Origin of the sequence: Sphingomonas sp. OV641 (assembly GCF_900109205.1) — a bacterium.
GTDB lineage: Bacteria > Pseudomonadota > Alphaproteobacteria > Sphingomonadales > Sphingomonadaceae > Sphingomonas.
Genome location: NZ_FNZB01000004.1, coordinates 72,419 through 95,578 on the forward strand (window position 1 = coordinate 72,419; position 23,160 = coordinate 95,578).

A 23,160-nucleotide genomic window follows, 5' to 3' on the forward strand; every position below is an offset into this window, starting at 1 on the left:
CCGTGGCCCGGCTGGTTGGGCTCGGGCGCCTCGCGCTGCTGTCGGTCAGCGCGAGCCTGCCCTCCATGGTGATCGCCCAGACTCAGGTCCCGGCCCAGACTCAGGTCGAAGCCCAGGCTCAGGTCGAAGCCGGGGCGCCGGTCCAGGCCGGTGTCGCGCCCGCGGGCCCGGCGGAGGCGACCCCGTCCGCCGATGACATCTTCCGCCGCGTGTTCGGCAAGGAACGCCCGCCGGTGGCGGCGGGGCGCTACACCGTGCTGCTGGATGGCATGCCGGCGGGCGCCTATATGATCGACCCGGCCGGGGAGGGGCATGTCGACAGCGCCTTCGTGACGGAGGTGCTGCTGCCGATCCTGCTCGATGCGCAGGCGGATGCGTTCAAGGCGCTGGCGAACCGCGGCGCGCGCGTCGGCTTTGCGGAGCTGCGCGCGCTTGGCCTGACGGTGGCGTTCGATCCCGGCGAACTGGTGATGACGGTTGGCGTGCCGATGGCCATGCGATCCGCGCGCGTGATCCGGATGCGCGGCGCGCGGGCGCGGCCGGAGCTTGCCTTTGTCGAGCAGGCGGGCGTGTCCGCTTATGCCTCGTTTCGCGGCGGGGTGGACGTGGTGGCGCAATCCTCGCGCGGGGAAACGGGCCTGTCCGGCTTCGCCACGGATGCGGACCTCGGGCTCAACATCGGCGGCGTCGCGCTTCAGGGGCGGCTGCGCTATGCCGAGCGCGGCGAGCGGCAGTGGAGCCGCGGCGACGTTCGCGCCACCTATGACGATGTCGATCGGCTGATCCGCTATGAGGCGGGCGACCTGTCGATCGGTCGCCGCTCCTATCAGCGCGGCGGGCGCATCATGGGCGTGGCGGCGCGGCGCGAGTATCGCATCGATCCCTATCTGAACATCCGCCCGGGCGGCGCGCGCGCGTTCGAGATCGACCGGCCGGCGCGGGTCGACGTGCTGGTGAACGGGCGCGGCGGGCGCACCTTCTCGCTGCCGCCGGGGCGCTATTCGCTGCAGGATTTCTCGCTGATGCCCTCGGCCACGAACGACGTGGAGATCCGCATCACTTATGCCAGCGGCGAGGTGGAAACGATCCGCTTTCCCGCTTTCTACGATATCGACCTGCTGGCGCCCGGGATGCTCGAATTTTCCGCCAATGCCGGCGTTCCCTATCGCGACGAGGGCGGGCTGCGCCGTTACGACCGCGATGATTTCAACCTGCTCGGCTATGCCCGCTACGGCGTCAGCGACGTGCTGACCGTGGGCGCGAGCGTAGAGGGGAACGAGCGCTTCACCAATCTGGGCGGCGAAGTGACCTGGGCCTCGCCCTTGGGGTCGATCTTCGTTGCCGCGTCCACCGACGTGCGCGCGCCCTCGCTCGCCACCGCATCGGCGGTGCTGCTCTATTCGTGGCGCGATACCGATCAGCAGCTCGGCCGCTCGCTGGACGCGCAGGTGCAATTGACCGGGCGCGACTATCGCACGCTCGATGGCCTGTTCGGGGGCAATTTCACCGCCGTCTCGGCGCAGGCGCGCTATGGCCAGATGGTGGGCGAGCGGACCCGCCTGCAATTGTCCGGCGGCTATGATCGCCTGCGCGACTTCGGCGATTTCGGCGCGGGCGGCGAGCGCTGGTTCGTGGGCGTCGGCGCTTCCTATCAGGCGCGCTTCGGCACCATCTCGGCCAATGTCGATTACGTGAAGGCGCGCGAGGACAGCGGGCTGAGCGCCAGTGTCGCGCTCTTCGTGCCGCTTGGCCGCGGCACCGTGTCCGCCAGCTATGCCACGCGCGACAATGCCACCCGGCTGGAATATAACCGCATCGCCGCGCAGGGCGTGGGCGCCGCCGGGCTGAGCGCCGGGGTGGAGCGGCGCGACGGGGCGGATCGGCAATATGTGCGCGGCAGCTATGTCGGCAATCGCTTCGAGGGGTTTGCCGATGTGGTGCGCACCGCCGCGCCGGGCGTGCGCGATCTGCGCACCTCGCTTGGCTTCGGTACCGCATTGGTGATGGCGGACGGCGCCTTTGCCCTGTCCCGCCCGGTGCTGAACAGCTTCGCCATCGTCACGCCGCCCAAGGACGGCGATTATGCCTTGGAGCCGCGCACCGGCTTCGGCTCCGCCGTGACCAGCTATGCCGCTTATACCGATTGGCTGGGCGCCGGCGTGATCCCGGACCTGCAACCCTATTTGGAACGCTCGATCCAGGTCGACCAGCGCGGCGACCGGGCCGCGCCGGGCGCGGGCGCGGTGTTCAATCTGAAGCCGGGGTTCCGATCCGGCTATCTGCTGCGCCCGGCACAGTCGAGCGACGGCGGCGCGGCCGCGATCGTCGGCGTGCTGGCCGATGCGGCTGGCACGCCCTTGCCCTTCGTCTCCGGCGAGGCGCGGCGCGCGGGCGGCAAGGAGCCGGAGCCCAAGCTCGTCTTCACCAACGGATCGGGGCGCTTCTTCCTCGACGGGCTGGTGGAGGGGGCGACCTATCAGATCAGCGTCACGGTGGATGGGCGGCGGGTGACGACCGACGTCGCGGTGCCGACCGGCAAGGCTGGCCCAACCCGGATCGCGGCGCCGATCCGGCTGGATATGATCCGGGAGAAACAGGATGCGAAATAACCGTGCCGCCCCGCTGCCCGCCCCGCTACTCGGCCTGCTGCTCGGCCTGCTGCTTGGGGCGATGCCGGCGCCAGCGGCGGCGGCGGAGGGCGGGGCACCCGCGCAGCTCCCGCCGCTTGGCGCATCATCACCGGCGAGCGGCGAGCCGTGCCAGCTCGACCTGCGGCTGGCCGGGCAGACGGCGTGGCGCGGCATCTACGGGCGCGGCTATGAACCCACCGCCGAAGAGGCGCTGGAGCAGACGGATGTGGTGGTGCTGCACGATGGCGCGCCATGCCAATGGTATCTGACCGCGGAGCGCGCGCCCGACGGTGCGTTCCTCCAGTCGGCGGGCGGCGGGCGACTGGGCTTTGACGTGCTGCAATCGCCCAACGGCCCCTCCCTGTTGTCGGAGGATGTGCAGGGCACCAGCTTCTCGCGGCTGAACGGCGCCTCGGGCGAGGGGCTGGGATCGCAGGCGGTGGCGCTGTTCGTGTCCATCCCGCCGGGGCAGGTGGTGCGCGCGGGCGCTTATGCCGGGCACACGGTGATCCGCCTGTACCGGCTGGGAGACGGCCTGCCCGAGCTGGTGGTGCAGGCGCCGCTCGCTATCGCCGCCGCCGTGCCATCGGTGCTGAGCGTGTCCGCGCGCGATTTCCTGCCGGGCGCGAGCGGCGGGGCGGTGGATCTCGGCCGGCTGGAGGGCGGCGTCACCCGCACGCTCGGCTTCGACGTGACGGCGAATGCGGATGTGTCGCTCAGCTTCCAGTCGGCCAATGGGGGCGTGCTGCGCCATCAGGCGGGCGCGCCGGGCATTCCCTATCGCCTGTCCGCCGGCGGCCGGCCGATCAGCCTGGCGGCGGGCGGCACGGCAACGCGCTTCGTCACCACGCCCGAAACGCCGCTGATGCTGGATCTCACCATCACCGTCGATCCGCATCCCCGCGCTGCGGCCGGCGTCTATCGCGACGAGCTGGTCGTGACCTTCAAGGCCGAGGGGTAAGCGCACGCGTCCGCCCGGCGCCGCCCCCCTGCGCCGCCCCCCTGCGCCGCCCCCCTGCGCCGCCCCCCTGCGCTGTCACCGCCATCGGGAGTAGCCCCCGCGCGCCGGCGCTTTCCCGCCAAAGGCTATACCGATCGGCAGTCTCGCCCCGCGCGGCCCGCCCTAATCTGGCCGGGCGACATGGGGTCGCCGGCCGGGTGGGGGGCTGCCGAGGGGGGCGGCAGCCCCATCGCTCGCGAGCGGGCAAGGCGGCGGCGACGTGGCGTCGACGTGGCGCGTCCGGGGGGAGCCTGCGCGGCAGGCGGGCAGGAAGGGAGCAGGGCGCAAATGGATAATGGCCGCAAGGGCAGCATCGACCGCACGGGGGTGAACTAAAGTACGGCCATGCTCTCCTCGCCCGTTCCACCGCCAGCGCTGCCCTCCGTCCCGCCTGCCGTTTCGGCGCGCCACGCGCTGTTCGATGCGGATCCCGAGCAGCTGATCGCCATTGGCCGGCTGCTGATCGCGACCTGTGCGCTCACCGCCATCTATGTCGATCCGACCCAGCCGCTGAACCTCGCCGGCATCGCCTATTGGCTGCTCGCCGCCTATCTCGCTTTGTCGATCGCGCTGCTGCTGGTGCCGCTGAAGATCCGCGCGCGGCACCTGTGGCAGGTGCTGAGCACCGCGTGCGACATCGCCACGGTCGGCATCCTGGTGCACATCACCGGCGAACTGGAAAGCCCGTTCTTCATCAGCTTCACCTTTCTGCTCGTCTCCGCGGCGATCCGCTGGAGCTGGACGGGGACGCTGGCGGTGGCGGCGGTGCTTCAGCTCATCCTGATCGTGGTCGCCGCCAGCGACCTGACCGACGGCGAATCCGAGCTGAACATCATGATCATGCGCTCCGCCTTCTGCTGGGCGAGCGTGCTGTTGCTCGGCTATTTCGCCAATTACCGCAGCCGCAGCGCCACCCGGCTGCGTGAACTGGCCGCCTGGCCGCACGATATCGTGCCCGAACAGGACCGGCCCTGGCTCACCTCCTCGCTCGCCCATGCCAATCGCGTGCTGGAATCGGGCGCGATCATCGTGATCTGGCGCGATCTGGATCAGGACGCGCATTGCGCCGCCATCTGGGACGGCGCGCAATATCACTTCGTCCCCGTCTTCGCGGACGGCCGGATCATCACCGGCCTTTCCCGCCAGCGCCCGGTGCATGAGCTGGGCGCGGCCGAGCGCGCGGCGCTGCACGCGGGGCTATCGCGCATGGCGGGGCCGATCGCGGAAGCATGGCGGGCGGTGTTCGTGTCGCGCTTCGACACCATCCGCTTCACCGGCGCGGTGCTGGTCGCCAATCCGCATTCGCGCGAAACGGACATGAGCCTGCTGATGCGGATCGTCGCCGCGCGCATCGCCATGGAGCTGGAGCAATATGCGCTGGTGCAGGAATTCGCCTCCGCCGCGTCGCTGCGCGAACGGGTGCGGCTGGCGCGCGACCTGCACGATAGCGTGCTGCAGGATCTGACGGCGGCGGTGATCCAGCTCGATGCCGCCACGCGCGACGGGGCGGCGGATCTCGGCGTGCTGGCCCGGCTGCGCAACCAGCTTCAGGCGATCCAGGCGCGCATCCGCCGGCTGGTCAGCGACAATCGCGAACGATCGACCCGGCGGCAGTTGCTCGCCGACCAGTTGCAGATGTTCGTGGCGCCGTTGGGCGAACAATGGGGGTGCGATGTGACGCTTCGGGTGGAGCCGCCGACGCTGGTGGTGGATGAAACGATTGCCGCGGAAATGTGCCTCGCCTTGTCGGAGGCGACCGCCAATGCCGCGCGGCACGGCGGGGCGCGGCACGTGGCGGTATTGTTCGAACGCGAGCGGGAGGGGCTGGTCGTCAGCATCGCCGATGACGGATCGGGCGGCGGCACGGGCCCGGTGCCCTATCCCGCCTCGATCGGCCGGCGGGTGGAGGAACTGGGCGGATCGCTGGCGGTGGCGCGGCGCGGCACCGGCCTTGCGCTCACCATCACCCTGCCGCTGGTGAGGCTGGCGGCATGATCCGGGTGATGCTGTGCGACGATCACCCGCTGCTGCTGCGCGGGCTGGCCGATCTGATCCAGGCCGAACCGGGGATGGAGCTGGTCGGCTGCGCCAAGGACGGGGCGGAGGCGCTGGGCATGATCGCCGCCTGCCGGCCCGACGTGGCGGTGCTCGATCTGGCGCTGCCCACGCTGTCGGGGCTGGAGGTGCTGCAACGGGTGAACCGGGAGCAATGGCCGGTGCGCATCGTCCTGCTCACCGCGCAGATCAGCGATCTTCAGGTGGTTCAGGCGCTGTCCGCCAGCGTGGCGGGCATCGTGCTGAAGGAAGCCGCGCCGCAAACGCTGACCCAGGTGCTCCAGCAGGTGGCGGGCGGCGCGCGCTGGCTGCCGACGGAGGTGGTGCAGCCGGCGATCGCCCGCGCCTCCGCCTATCGCGAGGCGCCCGATCCGATCGCCGAGCTGACCCCGCGCGAGCGTGAGATCACGCAGCTCATCACCGACGGGCGCACCAATCGCGAAATCGCCACCGCGCTCAACATCGGCGAGGGGACGGTGAAGACCCACCTCAACCGCATCTATTCGAAGCTGTACGTGAACAATCGCACGGCGGTGGCGATCATGTTCGCGCGGGAGAACAGGCGCGAGAGCCGCGGCTGACGCGCGCAATCAGCGCAGCGCCGCGCGTGCCTGCTGCGTCAGCGCGCGCACCTCGGCGAACAGCGCCGCGTCGCGCGCCTTGAAGTTGAAGCAGGTCTTGCCCTGCCGCCGCTTGGCCAGCGCGCCCGACAGGCCGTCGGCGAGCGCCGGATCGTCGTACAGCGGGATCAGGTGATAGGCGACGTAGCTCTTCTTGATCGTCACCGTGCCGAACCATTGCGGCTGCCCGCTCTTCGGATCGGCCGTGTTGCGATGCACCACCAGATCGCCCGGCGCGTCGCGCGCGACGACCAGGCCGGCAGCGGCATCCAGCATGATCGCGCGCAGCTCCTGATGCACGGCATCGAACTCGGTCATCATCGTCTCGCACTGCCTCACATCTTGTTCGCCGCTTCTATATTCCGTTTCTGCGCAATTGTGCGGCCACCCCGCCAAGTTGGGGGCATGTCGCATCGCCCCCGCGTCATCTTGGGTACAAGTCCTTTGCCGCATGGGGACACGGTAACTACTTGATGGCTATGCGTTCGCACTGCGAACATACGGGGTTAGCCCGATACGGGTACTTACTTATACTCCACTCATTTGATTGAAGAATCGCACCGAATCGAACATAATCTCCGCTCATCGGGGGATGGGAGTGCGGCGATGAGCCTGATGTTTCGGAACCTGCCCAAATCGGATCGCTGGCGCGAGCTTGAGCAGGAAGCGCGCGGCGCCACCACGCTGATGGAGGCGATGCGCCTGCTGGAGGAAGCGGACCGGCTGCGCCGCCGCGACGAAGCCAGCGCCTGCTGGACCACGCCGCTGCTGCGCAACTGACGGCAGCGGCACCACCGGCAACACGGCCGGCGGGGCGTCACGGCCCGGCCGGGACCGACGCGGGCGCGTCGCCGAACAGCGGCAGCGCAGGCGCTTCCTCCGGCGCGGGCACGTCGAAATTGGATACGGTCACGCCGACCAGCCGGATGCCCGCCTCGGGCGGGTAGATGGAGCGGACGAGATCAAGGCTCGCCTGCCGCAACAGCGCCTGATCCGCCACCGCACCCGGGTGGCTGCGGCTGCGGGTGATCTGGCGGAAGTCCTGGAACTTGATCTTGACCGTCACGGTGCGGCCGAATGCCTGCGCCTTTTCGCACCATTCCCACACATCGTCCGCCATGCGCAGCACGCCCGCCTCGATCTCCGCCGGTTCGGTCAGGTCGCGGTTGAAGGTCGTCTCGGAGCCGGAGGATTTGCGCACGCGGTGCGGGTTCACCGGGCGATGATCCTCGCCGCGCGCGATGGCGTGATACCAGCCCGCCGAACTGCCGAAATGCTGCTCCAGGAACGCCAGCGACTTGGCGCGCAGATCGCCGCCGCTCTCGATCCCCAGCCGCTTCATCTTGGCCGCCGTCACCGGGCCGACCCCGTGGAAGCGCGACACGGGCAGCGCTTCCACCCAGGCCGCGCCCATGTCCGGCGTCACGGCGAACTGGCCATTGGGCTTGCGATGGTCGGACGCGAGCTTTGCCAGGAACTTGTTGTAGGACACGCCGGCGGAGGCGGTGAGGCCGGTTTCCCCCAGGATGCGAGCGCGGATCGCCTTGGCCGTAGCCCAGGCGGTGGGCAGGCCGGCGCGGTTCGCCGTCACGTCCAGATAGGCCTCGTCCAGCGAGAGCGGCTGGATGAGATCGGTATAATCGGCGAAGATGGCGTGGATCTGCCGCGATACCGCCTTGTACACCTCGAAACGCGGGCGCACGAAGATGAGGTCGGGGCAGCGGCGCAGCGCGGTGACGGAGGGGAGGGCGGATCGCACCCCGAAGGCGCGCGCCTCATAGCTGGCGGCCGCCACCACGCCGCGCGCATTGGGGGAGCCGACCGCCACGGGCCGCCCGCGCAGGTCGGGATTGTCGCGCTGCTCCACCGACGCGAAAAAGGCGTCCATGTCGACATGGATGATCTTGCGAATCGATCCATCTTCCATGCCGGCGCTGTAGCAGCATGAGAACAATATGGGAACGGCGGATCGCCCCGCGGCGGCGCCGTCCTGACGCCGTCCTGACGCGCCATCTTGACGCATTGTCGCAGCATTCGAACGTCATGTGATGGAACGAGCGTCGCGGTGCCGCGCTGTGTCACTGGCGGACCGTGTCATTGCTGGGTCATCCCCGCAAGGCGCGCCGCCGCAGTAAAGCTCCGGGCCAAGCGACCCGGCGAGATGGAGTATTCATGGCCGACAAGACAGCGATCCTCTACCGAATGGTCCTGCCGGATCACACCTGCCCCTTTGGCGTGCGGGCCAAGCAGATGCTGGAAGCCGCCGGCTATGACGTGGACGATCGGGTGCTTTCCACGCGTGAGGAGGTGGACGCGTTCAAGGCCGAACATGGCGTGCCGACCACGCCGCAGGTGTTCATCGGTGGCGAGCGGATCGGCGGCAGCGACGATCTGGAACGGTATCTTTCGGCATGAGCGCGGCCGTCACCTCGCCGCGCGTGGGCTTCTCGCGCCCCGCCGCCGCCGCGATCGTTGCCGGCGTGCTGGGCGCCAGCGCGCTGGTCGGCCGCCGCAACGCGCCCGATGCGAAGCACCCGCGCACCCGCGCCTGGTACAAGCGGCTCGACAAGCCCGGCTATACCCCGCCCGATGCGGCGTTCGGCGCGGTGTGGCCGGCGCTGGAAAGCGGGCTGGCGGTGGGCGGCTATCGCCTGCTGCGCCAGCCGGCCGGTGCCGGGCGCAATCTGGCGCTTGGCCTGTGGCTGCTCAACACGGGCATGATCGGCGGCTGGACCGAATTGTTCTTTCGCAAGCGACAGCTTGGCGCCGGCGCGGTGGCATCGGGCGCGATGGTGGCGAGCGGCGCGGGCTATGTCGCCTCCGCCGCGCGGGCCGATCGCCCGGCCGCGCTGCTCGGCGTGCCCTTCGTCGCCTGGGTCGGCTTCGCCACCGTGCTCGCCGAACAGGTGTGGCAGCGCAACAGCGCCCGCCAGCGCCAGGACGCCGACCCCACCCAATCCGCCGGCGCCTGACCGACGCGTGGATGCCGGGCCCCTCCCGGCATCCAAGCGTCCGCCAGCCGAACCGATCACGCTGGCGAAGCCCCGAACCCCACCGCAAGGCCGGGGTGACGATCGGAAATCGTCACGCGCATCCCCCGTACCCCGACAAACGCGAGCCCCTCGCGAAGCCCCGCCATCGCCCCGAACACCCCGTCATCCCGGCCCCGCGCCGGGATCCAAGGCTCCGCGCACGCACCGGCCCGAAGGTCTGCGGCTCGGTATACGCAGAGATCTGGCCAACCTCCGCGCCCCAATCGCAAAGGCCACCGCCCGCGCCCGCAGCCACCGTCCCGCCAACCTCAATCCCTCGCACACGCGGAACCTTGGACCCCGGCGCAAGGCCGGGGTGACGGCGAGGGGAAATCGTGACGCGCTTCCCCCGTACCCCGACGACGCGAGCCCCTCACGAAGCCCCGCCATCGCCCCGAACACCCCGTCATCCCGGCCCCGCGCCGGGATCCAAGGCTCCGCGCACGCAACGGCTGGAAGGTCTGCGGCGCGGTACACGCAGAGATCTGGCCAACCCCCGCGCCCCACTCGCAAACGCGCTCCCGACGGCCACCGCCCGCGCCCGCAGCCACCGTCCCGCCAACCTCAACCCCTAGCACACGCGGAACCTTGGACCGCGGCGCAAGGCCGGGGTGACGGTTGGAATTGGCGTGACGCGCTTCCCCCGTACCCCGACGAACGCGAGCCCCTCGCGAAGCCCCGCCATCGCCCCGAACACCCCGTCATCCCGGCCTTGCGCCGGGATCCAAGGCTCCGCGCACGCAACGGCTCGAAGGTCTGCGGCGCGGTACACGAAGAGATCTGGCCAACCCCCGCGCCCCACTCGCAAACGCGCTCCCGGCGGCAATCCGGCCGCCGCACCCGTCAGCGTTCAGTCGCGCGAAGGCTCACTCATGCTGATGCCGTCCGCCGCCAGCACCTCCTCCGGCACCGGCGCCTGGGTATCGCGCAGCGCGAACAGGCCGCGCAGGTCTGCCGGCCGGTTGGCGAGATCGGCCACCGAATAGCGATCGAGCGCGGCGAGGAAGGCGCGCGTCGCTTCGGCAAGGACGCGCGGCAGGCCACAGGCCGGCGCGATCACGCAGTCGCCGCATTCCACCAGGTCGAACCCGCCCTCGGTATGGCGCACCAGTTCGCCGATGTTGATCTGCGCGGCCGGGCGCGCCAGTCGCAGCCCGCCGTTGCGGCCGCGCACCGTCTCCACGAAGCCCGCGCGGCCGAGATCCTGCACCACCTTCATCAGATGATCCTTGGAGATCGCATAGCGGGTCGCGATCCGCCCGATGGAGGCGAGCTCGTTGTCGTGCGCCGCCAGGTGGATCAGCACGCGAAGCGCATAGTCGGTGTAGCGGCTCAGCTTCATGCCGCGCTTATACAGGTATTCTGGTTGCATGTATATGCGCGGAGGAATACAGGCATTGCAAATACCTCTTTTACGGAGTCGTTCATGCCCGCGCCGCTCTCCCCGCAAACGATCGCCATCGTTCAGGCCACCGTTCCCGCCCTTGCCGACCATGGCGCCGCGATCACCGGCGCCATGTATCGCCGCCTGTTCCAGGATCCGGAGATCGCCGCGCTGTTCAACACCGCCAATCAGCAGAATGGCGCGCAGCTTCACGCGCTGGCGACCGCCATCCTCGCTTACGCCCGCAACATCGAAAATCTCGCCGCGCTCGGCCCGGCGGTGGAGCGGATCGCGCAAAAGCACATCGGCTATGCGATCAAGGCCGAACATTATCCCCATGTCGCCACCGCCCTGCTCGGCGCGATCGCCGAGGTGCTGGGCGAGGCGGCCACGCCCGAGATTCTCGCCGCCTGGGGCGAGGCCTATTGGTTCCTCGCCGATATCCTGAAGGGCCGCGAGGCGGCGATCCGCGCCGAGATCATGACGCATGACGGCGGCTGGACCGACTGGCGCCGCTTCGTGGTGACGGAGCGCAAGGACGAAAGCGAAGGCATCGCTTCCTTCATCCTGAAGCCGGAGGATGGCGGCCGGGTGCTGCGCCACCGTGCCGGCCAGTATCTCACCTTGCGCTTCGATGTTGCCGGCCGCCCCGGGCTGAAGCGCAACTTCTCCATTTCCTGCGGGCCGAACGACGATCACTATCGCATCACCGTGAAGCGTCAGGCCGATGGCGGCGCCTCGGCGTTCCTGCATGACGAAGCGGTGCCCGGCACGGTGATCGAGCTGACGCCGCCGGCCGGCGATTTCTTCCTGGCGGATGCGCCGGATCGCCCGATTGTGCTGCTGTCGGGCGGGGTCGGCCTCACGCCGCTGGTCAGCATGCTGGAGCAGATCGCGGCCGTGCACCCGGGCGTTCCCATCTGGTACGTCCATGGCACCGCCAGCCGCGCGACCCATGCGCTGGATGCGCAGGTCCGCGCGCTCGCCGCCCGGCACGGCGGCACGAAGGTCGCCACCTTCTACGAGCGGCGCGACGAAGCGGACGAGGCCGAGGCCGGCCTCATCACCATCGACTGGCTTAAGGCCAACACGCCGTTCGTGGAGGCCGATTATTATCTCTGCGGCCCGCGCCCGTTCCTGCGCTCGTTCGTGTCGGGGCTGGTCGCCGCCGGCGTGCCGGCGACGCAGGTGCATTACGAGCTGTTCGGCCCGACGGACGAGGTGCTGGCGGCCTGATCCAGGAGGCCGCGACACTCACCCCGTCATGCCGGGCCCGTCCCGGCATCCGGGGTGCCGCGCATTCTCTGGCTTGAGGGTCGTGGCACAGGATGCCGAACCAGCCGGCACGAGGGGGTGGGTGTCGCGGCCTCGCGAACGCCGGATCGGTTCAGCGATGCCGGCACGCGCAGCGGCGCTCTCCTTCCGCTTTCCCGCCCTGATCCGGTCCGCGGCGAGGGCGGCGTGGCATTACCCTGAAGCCGTCCCGCCATCGCGTGCCCGGATCAACGACCCGTGCCCCGCCGCCGCCCGGCGCGGCGGGCGCGCCCCTTAGCGGCTCGCGCGCTCGGCCTGGTCCGCCTCCTCGGTCAGGTCCAGCGTCTCGAACCCGCCCACCGCAACGCGGCGGCTGATCAGGCTGTTCGTCGGCACGACATATTTGGATCGCCGCGTCAGCCGCTCGACCTTGTAATAGCCCTGCCCATCGTCCCCCGACCCGGCGGCGCGCGCCGAATAGCGCCGCTGCGCGATCTGGCGCAGCACCAGATCGGTCCAGGGATTGCCGGAAGACTGGCGCAGCACCTCCGCATCCGCCGTGGTGCCATCGGGCCGGATCCAGAAGCCGACATCGGCCCATTGGATCGCATCGAGATCGCTACTGCGATACGGGTCGGGGTCAACGTCAGCGTCGGCACGCGAGCCGAACGCCGCGCTGCTTCCCAGATAGGACCGCGCCCGGCCGCGCGCCTCCTGTAGCTGCGCCGCGGCGTCCAGCTCATAGGGCGGCGCCTTCAGCAGCACGGGCGCTTCATCCTGCCCCTGGCCGAGCGACCGGATCAGCCGGTCCAGATTCTCCCCCTCGGCATCCTTGGCGGCGATCCGCAGCCGCAGCACGCGCAGCGCGGTGGCATAGCCCGGCTGCTGCGCAAGCGTGCGGCGATCCAGCTCGTCCAGCTTGGCGCGGGCGTCCTTCGGGCGATCGGTGGCGGTCAGCAGCCACACGCGCTTCATCCCCGCCAGCATCGCCGCGCGATCGTTGCCGCTTTTCAGCGCCGCGTCCTCGCTGGCGCGATAGGCCGCTTCCGCCCGCATGGCGGTTCCCGTCTTCACCCACATGTCGCCCAGCGCGGTGGTGGCGGCGAGCACGGCGGGGTCGTCCGGCGGCAGATTGTCCTTCAGGACATGCACCTGGCTGGCCACCGCGCGGCGATAATCGTCCTGGTTGCCCTCGTGCAGCGCCACCGTGGCATAGGCCTCGTAGATCGCGGCGACCGGCTTGGGATCGCTCTCGGCCTTGCCCTTGTTGCGGGAAATCGCGCCCGCGAGCACCGATTTCGCGTCCAGATACTTGCCGGTGCGAAAGCGCGCCTCGGCCAGCGCGATGCTCGCCTGCGCATCGCGCAGCGGGGTGCAGCCGCCGCGCACGCACTGCTGATGCGCCTCCTCCAGCCGCTTGCCCGTCACCACGATCTCGCCGCTCGCTTGAGCCAAGAGCAGAAGAAACAGGGACATTGTGATCTCCCGCAGGTGAAACGGCAGCCTACACGCCGTCCGGGCGGCGGCAAGTGCCGGGGCGGGTTACATTTGCGCGCCGGCCGCCTAGGCTCGGTGCCATGGCGCGCAATCGTTACTATCAGGGCCCGACGAGCGACCATTTCGATGGTGTTCGCTTCTTCAATCCGGGCCAGCCCTCCACCGATCGGGGCCTTCGCGCCCTGCTGCGATGGAAGCTCGCGGGCGGCGCGGCGCGCTGGCCCGCCGCCGTGCCCGTCACCCAGGCGACACCGGAAGCGGCGGTGGCGGGGCTGCGCGTCACCATGGTCGGCCATGCCAGCGTGCTGATCCAGGCGGCGGGGATGAACATCCTGACCGATCCGGTCTGGTCCACCCGCGCCAGCCCCTTCGCGCGCCTCGGGCCGAAGCGGGTGACGGCGCCCGGCATCGCTTATGAGGATCTGCCGCCGATCCATGCCGTGCTGATCAGCCATTGCCATTATGATCATTTCGATGTGGCGACGCTGCGCCGGCTCCAGGCCGATCACGCGCCGCTGTTCGCCTTGCCGCTGGGCAATGATGCGATCCTGAAGGCCGCCGTGCCGGATGCGCGCTGCGTGGTGGGCGACTGGTGGGACCGGCTGGTGCTGAGAGAAGGTGGCGCGGGGCAGGGGATCGCGACCACGCTGACGCCCGCCTATCACTGGGCGAACCGCTGGCCCAGCGACGTGCGCATGGCACTCTGGTCGGGGCATTGGCTCCACACGCCGGCGGGCAGCGTCTGGTTCGTCGGCGACACCGGCTATGGCGATGGCGCGATCTTCACGGCGGTGGCCGATCGGCTCGGCGCGCCGGATGCCGCGCTGATCCCGATCGGTGCCTATGAGCCGCGCTGGTTCATGGCGGCGCAGCACATCAACCCGGCAGAGGCGGTGCGCATCTTTCGCCAGGTCGCGGCAGGCTGGGCGATGGGCATCCACTGGGGCACCTTCCAGCTGACCGACGAGGCCCGCGACGCGCCCCGCCTCGCGCTCGCCACCGCCTTGTCCGCCGCCGCCATCCCGCCCCGCCGCTTCGTCGCTGGCCACCCGGGTGAAGCGCATGACGTGACGCCCGCCGCCGACGAGGGCTGAGGCGCCGGGAGATCCTCCGGCCCGAGCGGCCCGTTATTCCTCCTCCGCCACCCGCTTTCGCGCGGCGGCGCGCACGGCCAGCCAGCGGTCCCGCTCGGCCAGCGCGTCGGGCAATGCGCGATGCGCCGGCGGATCTTCCGGCCGTGCGCCCGCCTTTGTCACGATGCGGTGCGTTTCGTCCTCCAGCTGCGGCCCCGAGAAGCGGTGCTTCAGTTCCTCGCGCGCCGTTTCCTCCAGCGCCTCGCCCGTGTTGCGCAGCCGGAGCGCGTGGCGGTCCAGCCCGGCGCCGCGCAGCAGCGCGCTCAGCCATTTGCCGTCCCAGGATGGCGCGCTGGCGAACAGGTCATGCCCGCCCAGCGCCTCCACCATCCGCGTCGCCACCTCCGCCGCAGCTTGCCCCTCCTGCTCCAGCCGCGCGCGCGACAGGCCGTGGATCCGTTCCGATTCCGCGTCCCAGTCGGTCCATTGCGGCAGCGGCGCGATCAGGTGGCTGTCGGACCGGCCGTCCTGAAACACCCAGGCCACCTCCACCGGCCAGCTGTGATCCGACAGCGACGAGGCTTCGAAATCGAGAAACACCTTCATCGCTTTCCCTTTGGCATCGCTTTCCCTTTGGTCCATCGCCCGGCGTGATACGAGAACGTCCCGTTCAGCCGATCGGTCCGGGCGATCGGTCCGGGCGATCGGTCGGGGCGAATGGTCCGGGCGATCGGCCGGGGCGATCGGGCCGATCCTTCATCGACCTCGCCAGCGCGGCGCGTCGGCGCGGCGCGGCCCCGGCTCGCCGGCCGGCGATGAACCCGCCGCCGCCCAGGCGCATTATACGGGCATGAAAGCGGCACATCTCGCGGGGAAGCGCGTGCTCGTCACCGGCGGTGCCGGCGCAATTGGCCGCTCGGTCGCGGCGCGGTTCATCGGTCTTGGCGCGCGGGTGCTGATCGCGGATCGCGACGAGGCGGATCTGCGGCGCGCCACGGAGGAGATCGTGCTTCCCGCCCAAACCGGTCTGCTGGAGGCGGTGGCCGCCGATCTCGCCAGCAGCAGCGGCCTTGCCCATGTGTTCGCGCGCGTCGATGCCGGGCTGGGCGGGCTTGACCTGCTGGTCGCCTGCGCCGGGGTTGGCGCCGGCCCGCTGATGACCATGGCGGAGGCGGAGTGGCGCGCCGTGCTCGACAACAATCTGGTGAGCCATGTCGCCGCCGCGCAATGCGCGGTGGAGCGGATGCGCGTCGCCGGCGACCGGCAGGGGATGATCATCCTTGTCGGCTCGGCCAGCGTGCATCGCGCGGCGGCGGGTGACAGCGTGCTCAATGCCTCCAAGGGCGGGGTTGCCCTGTTTGCCGAAACGCTGCGCCGCGAACTGATCGCCGACGGCATCCGCGTCACGCTGATCGAGCCGGGCGCCACTGATTCCGCGCTTCAGCCGCTCCCGCCCGAGGAGCGCGCGCGCCAGGTGGAGGAACAGCGGATGCTGGATCCCGATCAGGTGGCGGACGCGATCCTCTTCGCCGCCACCCGCCCGCCCGGCGTCGACGTGGTGTCGCTGCGGATCGAGCCGTTGGCGCAACGCGCCTCCTGAGCGCGTCCCCGCGCGGGCACATTCGTTCGCGGGCAATCATCTTGATGTGGAGCAGGGGGGCGAACCGCTTTTTATTCTGGTGCGTTGGCGCGTCCGGAGGCGAGAGGATGACGCAGGAAGACGAACGCTGGATGCGCCGCGCGATCGAGATCGCCCGGTCCAAGGGGTCGCATCCCTCCACCGCGCCGCTCGGCTCGGTGATCGTGCTGGACGGGCGCGAGATCGCCGGCGAGCGCAACCAGACGGAGGAGCTGCCCGACGCCACCGCCCATGCCGAAATGATGGCGATCCGCCGCGCGTGCGAGGGGATCGGCGATCAGGAACTGCGCGGCGCGACGCTCTATTCCACGCTTCAGCCGTGCGGCATGTGCACCATGGCCTCGATCTGGTCCAAGGTCGGCCGGGTGGTCTATGGCGCGGGGCGCGACGACGTGCACGAAATGTATTTCGAGGCGCGCCATGTCGACACGCTGTCGTTCATCGCCGATGCCTATCGCGACGACATCGTGATTGAGGGCGGGTGCCTCGCCGCCGAATGCGCCACGCTTTATTATCCGCCCGGTGCCGATCTGCCGGCGGACGAACAGGCCAATCTGTGAACCCGTCCCCATCTGTGGGCGCATCCCCATCTGAAAGCACGCTGATGCCCGATCCGTCCGCCCCGCTCGACATCAACGCCGCCTCCGCCGAGCAGATCGATGCCGTGCCCGCGCTTCAGGGCCATGGGTTCGAGATCGTCCGCTATCGCGAGGAACGGGGTCGCTTCACTGCGCTTCGCCAGCTGGAGGAAGTGCCCGGCATGGCGGGAAAAACGGCGGGCCTCGCGTCCGTGATCCGGTGCTGATCCGCGCGGCTCCGCTGTCCACCCGGCGGGATTTGGGCTAGTGGATCGGGCCATGGGAGAGCATCCAGCGGCGACGCCCGAGCTGACCGGCCTGATCGGAGGCGGGGAGGCCGGCGATCTCATCCGTGGCAGGAACTGGGGCGCCACGCCGCTTGGCCCGATCGATCGCTGGCCGGCGGAGCTGCGTGCCACCGTCCAGACGCTTCTCGCCTCGCCGGTGCCGATGGCGATATTGTGGGGCGGGGACGGCATCCTGCTCTACAACGATGGCTATGCCGAGGTGTGCGGCCCGCGCCATCCCGAAGCGCTGGGCGCCAGCGCGCTTGAGGTCTGGCCGGAGGCGCGCGCCTTCAACGAACGGGTGATCGAGGCGGGGCTCGCCGGGGAATCGCTGAGCTTCCACGCGCAGGAACTGGAATTGTGGCGCTTCGGCCGGCCCGAACAGGTCTGGATGGACCTTGAATATCTGCCGATCCGGGACACCGGCGGCCGGCCGATCGGTTCGCTCGCGATCGTCATGGATATCACCCTGCGGATCGAGGCGGAGCGGCGGCTGGAACGCAGCCGGGAAATGTACCGCTTCCTCGACGAGCTTGGCCAGGCGGTGGCGAACCTGCACGATGCCGATGAGGTGCTGCGCGTCACCACCTGCATGGTCGGCGTGCATCTTGGCCTGTCCAACTGCGCTTATGCCGATATGGATCCGGACGAGGACGGGTTCACCATTCGCGGTGACTGGCACGCGCCCGGCTCGCCCTCCATCATTGGCCATTACAGCCTCGCCGATTTCGGCCGGCTGGCGGTGCAGAAGCTGGGGGCGGGCGAGCCGCTGATCATCACCGACAATCTGTCCGAGCTGGCGCCGGAGGAAGCGCAGACCTTTCAGGACATCGGCATCGCCGCCACCATCTGCATGCCGCTGATCAAGAATGGGCGGCTGCGCGCGCTGATGGCGATCCACCACAAGGTGCCGCACGTCTGGAGCGATGACGAGCTGTTGCTGATCCGCCAGGTCACCGAACGGTGCTGGGCGCACATCGAGCGGGTCGGGGCGGAGGCGAACCTGCGCGCCAGCGAGGAACAATGGCGCCTCGCCATCGACGCGGCGGAAATCGGCCTGTGGGATGTGGACGAGGCGACCGGCACGCGCTTCTGGCAGCCGCGGGTGAAGGCGATGTTCGGCATCTCGCCCGATCAGCCGATCACGCCGGAGGATTTCGCCGCCGGAGTCCACCCGGATGATCGTGACCGGATCGCCGCCGCGCTCGCCGCCGCCGCCGATCCTGACAGGCGCGCGCTGTACGACGTCGAATATCGCGCGGTCGGCAAGGAGGATGGCGTGGTCCGCTGGATCGCCGCCAAGGGGCGCGGCGTGTTCACCGACGGGCGCTGCGTGCGGGTGATCGGCACCGCGATCGACATCACCGAGCGCAAGCAGACCGAACAGGCGCTGCGCGACCTCAACGAAACGCTGGAGCGCCGCGTGGCGGAGGCGCTGGCCGAGCGTCAGCTGCTCGCCGATGTGGTGCAGAATACCACCGCGATCATCTTCGTCGTCGATACCGAATACCGCTGGCTGGCGGTCAACAAGGCCGGCGCGGCGGCTTTTGAATCCGTCTATGGCGTCACCCCGGCGGTGGGCGAATCCATGCTGGACGCGCTGGCGCATCTGCCGGAGGAGCGCGAGCATGTCCGCCGCTCCTGGGCGCGCGCGCTCGGCGGCGAGGAATTCACCGAGACCGAGACGTTCGGTGATCCCGCCCGCGCGCGTCGCTGCTTTCAGCTGAACTACAATGTCATCCGCGATCCCGAGGGGCGGCAGATCGGCGCCTGCCAGATCGCGCATGACGTGACCGAGCGGATCGAGGAGCAGCACCGGCTGGCCGAGGCGGAGGAGCAGCTTCGCCAGGCGCAGAAGGTGGAGGCGCTCGGCCAGCTCACCGGCGGGGTCGCGCATGATTTCAACAATCTGCTCACCCCCATCATCGGCTCGCTCGACCTGCTCGTCCGCCGCGCGATCGGCAATGATCGCGAGCGGCAGCTGATCGCCGGCGCGCTGCATTCGGCGGAGCGCGCCCGCACGCTGGTGCAGCGCCTGCTCGCCTTCGCCCGCCGCCAGCCGCTCCAGCCCACCGCCATCGACGTGCACGCGCTCGTCACCGGCATGGGCGATCTGGTGGCGAGCACCATCGGCCCGCAGGTCAAGGTGGTGATCGAGGCGCCGGCGGATCTGCCGGCCGCGCGCGCCGATCACAATCAGGTGGAAATGGCGCTGCTCAATCTCGCGGTGAACGCGCGCGATGCCATGCCGGACGGCGGCACGCTGCGCATCACCGCCGCGGCGCGCACGGTCGGCGAGGGGGAGGACGCGGGCGAGCTGAAGCCGGGCCGCTACGTCATGGTGTCGGTCGCGGATACCGGCGTCGGCATGGACCCGGACACCGCCGCCCGCGCGATCGAGCCGTTCTTTTCCACCAAGGGGATCGGCAAGGGCACGGGGCTCGGCCTGTCGATGGTTCACGGCCTGGCGCGCCAGCTCGGCGGCGGCATCCGCATCTTCAGCCAGCCGGACCTTGGCACCAATGTGGAGCTGTGGCTGCCGATGGCGGAGGAAGCGGCCAATCCGCATCCGTCCGGCGGCGAGGATGCGGCGCCGCGCTCGGGCCGGCGCGGCAAGGCGCTGCTGGTGGATGACGAGGATGCCGTGCGCACCGCCACCGCGCACATGCTGGAGGAAGCGGGCTTCACCGTGATCGAGGCCGCGTCCGGCGCCGCCGCGCTGCAGACCTTGGGCGCGCAGCCCGACATGGCGGTGCTCGTCACCGATCACCTGATGCCCGGCATGGACGGCACGCAGCTCGCCCGCCGCGCACGCGAAATCCGCCCCGGCCTGCCGTGCCTCATCGTCTCCGGCTATGCCGATGTCGAAGGCATCGCCCCCGACCTCCCCCGCCTCGCCAAGCCCTTCCGCGCCCAGGAACTGATCGAAACCCTGAACACCATCCTCCCCGCCGACCCCGCACGCGACCCCGCCCCCGACCCCGCCGAAGCATCCAATCAGGCATGATGCTAAATGGGAGGGGGGAGGGAAGCGCAGACTCCCCCAACCCCAACCACCCCGGCGAAGGCCGGGGCCCAGCTGGGAAGGCCGGCGTAACAACCACAGCACCCGCCGCCGCAAAGCCTCCGCGCGACTCCCCCCGTCATGCCGAACCCATCCCGGCATCCAGCAGCCCGCGAACCTCAACCGACCAAGTTCGCGGCACCATGGATCCCGGCGCAAGGCCGGGATGACGCAGCATGTGGGGCGATCGCACGCTCCCCGCCGCGTGCCGTCAACAGCTCACGTCACCCGAAAACCCCACTCGACCAATTCCGCAAACCCAGTACCCCGGCGAAGGCCGGGGCCCAGTAGGGAAGGCCGGCGTAACAGCCGCAGCACCCGCCACCGCAAGTCCGCTCAACTGGACCCCGGCCTCCGCCGGGGAACAGCTAAGCTGTCCGAAGGGCCTACCCGCCCCATCGCCCAACCCTCAGCCGCCACCCCGGCGAAGGCCGGGGCCCAGCTGGGAAGGCCGGCGTGACAACCACAGCACCCGCCGCCGCAACACCTCCGCCCCGCGCCAACCGTCACGCCGAACCCATCCCGGCATCCAGCAACCCGCAAACTTCGACCCGACCGAGTTTGCGGCACCATGGATCCCGGCGCAAGGCCGGGATGACGCGGCATGTGGGGCGATCGCACGTTCCCCGCCGCGTGCCGTCAACAGCTCACGTCACCCGAAAACCCCACCCCCGATCACTGCGTCGCGATGGCGATCTTCACCTGGTGCGCCAGATCGTCGAACTCCACGTCGCTGATATCCACCAGCACGCGCTTCAGCGTGCCGTTGAACCGCGCCGGGCTCGCGTAGAGATCCGACACCGGCGTGATCAGGTCGCACCCCACGTCGAAGCTCTCGCCCACCGTGAAGCGCGCGCCGACCTGCTTGTCGAACCGGCCCTCGCCCACGATCGTCTCGCCCAGGCGCAGCGTCGCCTTGCCGCCGGTGGCGAATTCGCCCTCCTTGTCGCAGGTGATCTGCACCGACAGCACATGGTGGCCGGCCGGGATCGGCGCGGTCGATTCCACGCGATAACGCTCGGTATTGAACCAGTTATGCTCCCAATACAGCTTCCCCGCCTTCATGAAGAAGCTGTAGCCGCCGGCCTCCCCGCCGCAGCAGACCAGCACGCCCTCGCCGCCGCCATCGGGGATGGTCACTTCCGCCGCGATCGTGTGATCGATGTTCTTGGTCGCGGGCGATGCCGCCTCGGGGATGCGCGTGGTGCCGGGCAGGTAGATGAACTGCTTCTTGCCGCGCAGGTAGCTCGGCTTCAGGTTCACGTCCGCGCGCTCCACGAAGCGGTCGTCCAGCGGCAGGACATTGTATTTCGCGGCTTCCGCCCAGAACATGTCCTGCAACTGGCGCAGCTTCTCCGGCTCCGCCTCGGCCAGGTCGTTCGCCTGGCTGAAGTCCTCGTCGATATGATAGAGTTCCCAGGCGTCGCTGTCGAAATCGGGGGAGGAGCCCGATGTCTGCCACGGCAGCTTGCCGTGCCGCGCGCCGGCCACCCAGCCGTCGTGATACAGCGCGCGATTGCCGAACATCTCGAAATATTGCGTGGTGCGCGTCGACGGCGCGGCCGCATCGTCCCAGCTATAGGCCATGCTGACGCCCTCGATCGGCTTTTGCGGCACGCCGTTGATCGAGATCGGCTCGGTCACGCCGGCCGCCTCCAGGATGGTCGGCACGATGTCGATCGCATGGTGGAACTGGTCGCGCAGCCCGCCCCGGTCGGCGATCCGCCGGGGCCAGCTCATCACCAGCCCGTTGCGCGTGCCGCCGAAATGCGAGGCGACCTGCTTGCACCATTGAAAGGGCGACGATCCGGCCCAGCACCACGGCACGGGATAATGGTTTTCGTGGTGGGTGCTGCCCAGCTCGTCGATCACCTTCAGCATCTCCTCGACGCTGTCGACATAGCCGTGCTGGCTTTTCATGTTGTTGGCGGTGCCGTGCATCGATCCTTCGGCGCTTGGCCCGTTATCGCCCACGACATAGATGATCAGCGTGTCGTCGCGCAGGCCCATGGTCTCGATCGCGTCGATCAGCCGGCCGATCTGCGCATCGACATGCTCCAGGAACCCGGCGAACACTTCCTGCATCCGGGCGTAGAGCCTTTTCTCGTCGGCGCTGCATTCGTCCCAGGCCGGCATGGAATCGGGCCGCGGGGTCAGCACCGTTCCTTCGGGCACCACGCCCAGCTTGATCTGCCGCGCCAGCGTTTCCTCGCGCACCTTGTCCCAGCCCTGGTCGAACTTGCCCTTGTATTTGTCGGCATAATCCTTGGGGCTGTGGTGCGGCGCATGGGCCGCGCCCGGCGCCCAATAGCAGAAGAAGGGCTTGTCCGGCGCACCCGCCTTCTGGCTGCTGATCCAGGCGATCGCCTTGTCCGCCATGGCGGCGCTCAGGTGATAATTGTCGTCGCCTTCCGGCTTTTCGATCGGCAGCGTGTTCTCGAACAGCGGCGGATCCCAATTGTTGGTTTCCCCGCCCTGGAAGCCGTAGAAATATTCAAAGCCATGGCCCGTCGGCCAGCGATCGAACGGCCCCGCCGGGCTAGTCTCGAAATCGGGCGTATTGTGCCATTTGCCGAAGGCGGCGGTGTTGTAATTGTTCATCCGCATGGTCTGCGCCACGCAGGCGGCATTTTCCGGCCAGCGCCCGTCATAGCCGGGAAAGCCGGTGGCCAGCTCCATGATGATGCCGGTATGCACCGAATGGTGGTTGCGCCCCGACAGGATCGCCGCGCGCGTCGGCGAGCAGAGCGCGGTGGTGTGGAACCGGTTATAGCGCACGCCCTCCTTGGCCAGCTTCTCCAGCGTCGGCGTGCTCACTGGCCCGCCAAAGGTGGCAGCATGGCCGAACCCCACATCGTCCAGCAGGATCAGCAGCACGTTGGGCGCGCCCTCGGGCGCCTTGGGCACATCGGGGATCACCGGCTGGGAATCGACATAGGTGCGGCCCACCCGCCCGGTGAAATGCGTGTCGGTCTGCGGATAGGGGAGGATCGTCCTGGTCATCATGCTCTCCGATCGGGGCGGGGCGAAGCAGGGGAGGGGTGCCG

At 69.5% G+C, this 23,160-nt stretch carries 19 protein-coding genes; 13 read left to right on the plus strand and 6 right to left on the minus strand.

Annotated elements, in window-relative coordinates; all coding sequences use genetic code 11:
• The first annotated feature begins 2 nt into the window (after positions 1-2).
• The 4 genes from BMX36_RS16320 (at position 3) to BMX36_RS16335 (ending at position 6,266) form a co-directional block, all read left to right on the plus strand.
• On the plus strand, positions 3-2,609 hold the full coding sequence (locus BMX36_RS16320) for a fimbria/pilus outer membrane usher protein (protein ID WP_093067153.1): 2,607 nt from the start codon (positions 3-5) through the stop codon (positions 2,607-2,609).
• Positions 2,599-3,591 carry a hypothetical protein gene (locus tag BMX36_RS16325; RefSeq protein ID WP_093067155.1) on the plus strand — a complete coding sequence of 331 codons (993 nt, stop codon included), beginning with the start codon at positions 2,599-2,601 and terminating at the stop codon, positions 3,589-3,591. The genes BMX36_RS16320 and BMX36_RS16325 overlap by 11 nt, the downstream gene beginning before the upstream one ends.
• A gap of 384 nt (positions 3,592-3,975) precedes the next feature.
• On the plus strand, positions 3,976-5,625 hold the full coding sequence (locus BMX36_RS16330) for a sensor histidine kinase (protein ID WP_093067157.1): 1,650 nt from the start codon (positions 3,976-3,978) through the stop codon (positions 5,623-5,625).
• Positions 5,622-6,266: a response regulator gene (locus tag BMX36_RS16335; protein WP_066779615.1), complete on the plus strand. Its 645-nt coding sequence runs from the start codon at positions 5,622-5,624 to the stop codon at positions 6,264-6,266. The genes BMX36_RS16330 and BMX36_RS16335 overlap by 4 nt, the downstream gene beginning before the upstream one ends.
• 9 nt (positions 6,267-6,275) lie before the next feature.
• Here BMX36_RS16335 and BMX36_RS16340 read toward each other — a convergent pair whose 3' ends face one another.
• The gene (locus BMX36_RS16340; RefSeq protein WP_218142193.1) at positions 6,276-6,623 is read right to left on the minus strand and encodes a hypothetical protein; all 348 of its coding nucleotides are present in this window, start codon (positions 6,621-6,623) and stop codon (positions 6,276-6,278) included.
• 288 nt (positions 6,624-6,911) lie between these two features.
• On the opposite strand from BMX36_RS16340, the gene BMX36_RS21785 reads away from it, so the two are divergent.
• Entirely contained in the window at positions 6,912-7,085 is a 174-nt protein-coding gene (locus tag BMX36_RS21785) for a hypothetical protein (protein WP_156455453.1), read from the plus strand.
• Between the two features lie 37 nt (positions 7,086-7,122).
• Here BMX36_RS21785 and dinB read toward each other — a convergent pair whose 3' ends face one another.
• Complete coding sequence (gene dinB, locus BMX36_RS16345) at positions 7,123-8,232, minus strand: DNA polymerase IV (protein WP_093067161.1); 1,110 nt, start codon at positions 8,230-8,232, stop codon at positions 7,123-7,125.
• Positions 8,233-8,477: 245 nt separating this feature from the next.
• Between dinB and BMX36_RS16350 the strand changes: the two genes are divergently transcribed.
• A complete protein-coding gene (locus tag BMX36_RS16350) occupies positions 8,478-8,720 on the plus strand; it encodes a glutaredoxin domain-containing protein (RefSeq protein ID WP_066779628.1) in 243 nt (80 codons plus the stop codon).
• Positions 8,717-9,277, plus strand: a complete 561-nt coding sequence (locus tag BMX36_RS16355; protein ID WP_093067163.1) for a TspO/MBR family protein — start codon at positions 8,717-8,719, stop codon at positions 9,275-9,277. The genes BMX36_RS16350 and BMX36_RS16355 overlap by 4 nt, the downstream gene beginning before the upstream one ends.
• Before the next feature lie 910 nt (positions 9,278-10,187).
• Here BMX36_RS16355 and BMX36_RS16360 read toward each other — a convergent pair.
• Positions 10,188-10,709 (minus strand): RrF2 family transcriptional regulator, encoded by a 522-nt coding sequence (locus tag BMX36_RS16360; RefSeq protein ID WP_371262926.1) that lies wholly within the window; start codon positions 10,707-10,709, stop codon positions 10,188-10,190.
• A gap of 54 nt (positions 10,710-10,763) precedes the next feature.
• Between BMX36_RS16360 and hmpA the strand changes: the two genes are divergently transcribed.
• Positions 10,764-11,957: an NO-inducible flavohemoprotein gene (hmpA, locus tag BMX36_RS16365; protein WP_093067165.1), complete on the plus strand. Its 1,194-nt coding sequence runs from the start codon at positions 10,764-10,766 to the stop codon at positions 11,955-11,957.
• A gap of 312 nt (positions 11,958-12,269) precedes the next feature.
• Here hmpA and BMX36_RS16370 read toward each other — a convergent pair whose 3' ends face one another.
• Positions 12,270-13,451 (minus strand): hypothetical protein, encoded by a 1,182-nt coding sequence (locus BMX36_RS16370; protein WP_093067167.1) that lies wholly within the window; start codon positions 13,449-13,451, stop codon positions 12,270-12,272.
• A 101-nt stretch (positions 13,452-13,552) separates the two neighbouring features.
• Here BMX36_RS16370 and BMX36_RS16375 point away from each other — a divergent pair, with 101 nt between their 5' ends.
• On the plus strand, positions 13,553-14,566 hold the full coding sequence (locus tag BMX36_RS16375) for an MBL fold metallo-hydrolase (RefSeq protein WP_093067169.1): 1,014 nt from the start codon (positions 13,553-13,555) through the stop codon (positions 14,564-14,566).
• 33 nt (positions 14,567-14,599) lie between these two features.
• Here BMX36_RS16375 and BMX36_RS16380 read toward each other — a convergent pair whose 3' ends face one another.
• The gene (locus BMX36_RS16380) at positions 14,600-15,151 is read right to left on the minus strand and encodes a 3'-5' exonuclease family protein (protein ID WP_066778702.1); all 552 of its coding nucleotides are present in this window, start codon (positions 15,149-15,151) and stop codon (positions 14,600-14,602) included.
• 244 nt (positions 15,152-15,395) lie between these two features.
• On the opposite strand from BMX36_RS16380, the gene BMX36_RS16385 reads away from it, so the two are divergent.
• The 4 genes from BMX36_RS16385 (at position 15,396) to BMX36_RS16400 (ending at position 20,056) form a co-directional block, all read left to right on the plus strand.
• Positions 15,396-16,145, plus strand: coding sequence for an SDR family oxidoreductase (locus BMX36_RS16385; RefSeq protein WP_093067171.1), 750 nt, complete (start codon positions 15,396-15,398; stop codon positions 16,143-16,145).
• A 107-nt stretch (positions 16,146-16,252) separates the two neighbouring features.
• A complete protein-coding gene (locus tag BMX36_RS16390) occupies positions 16,253-16,744 on the plus strand; it encodes a nucleoside deaminase (protein WP_066778689.1) in 492 nt (163 codons plus the stop codon).
• A 44-nt stretch (positions 16,745-16,788) separates the two neighbouring features.
• On the plus strand, positions 16,789-16,989 hold the full coding sequence (locus BMX36_RS16395) for a ComEA family DNA-binding protein (protein ID WP_093067173.1): 201 nt from the start codon (positions 16,789-16,791) through the stop codon (positions 16,987-16,989).
• A gap of 52 nt (positions 16,990-17,041) precedes the next feature.
• On the plus strand, positions 17,042-20,056 hold the full coding sequence (locus BMX36_RS16400; protein WP_093067175.1) for a PAS domain S-box protein: 3,015 nt from the start codon (positions 17,042-17,044) through the stop codon (positions 20,054-20,056).
• Positions 20,057-20,788: 732 nt separating this feature from the next.
• On the opposite strand, the gene BMX36_RS16405 is transcribed toward BMX36_RS16400, so the two are convergent.
• Positions 20,789-23,116 carry an arylsulfatase gene (locus BMX36_RS16405; RefSeq protein ID WP_093067525.1) on the minus strand — a complete coding sequence of 776 codons (2,328 nt, stop codon included), beginning with the start codon at positions 23,114-23,116 and terminating at the stop codon, positions 20,789-20,791.
• Positions 23,117-23,160 lie beyond the last annotated feature (44 nt).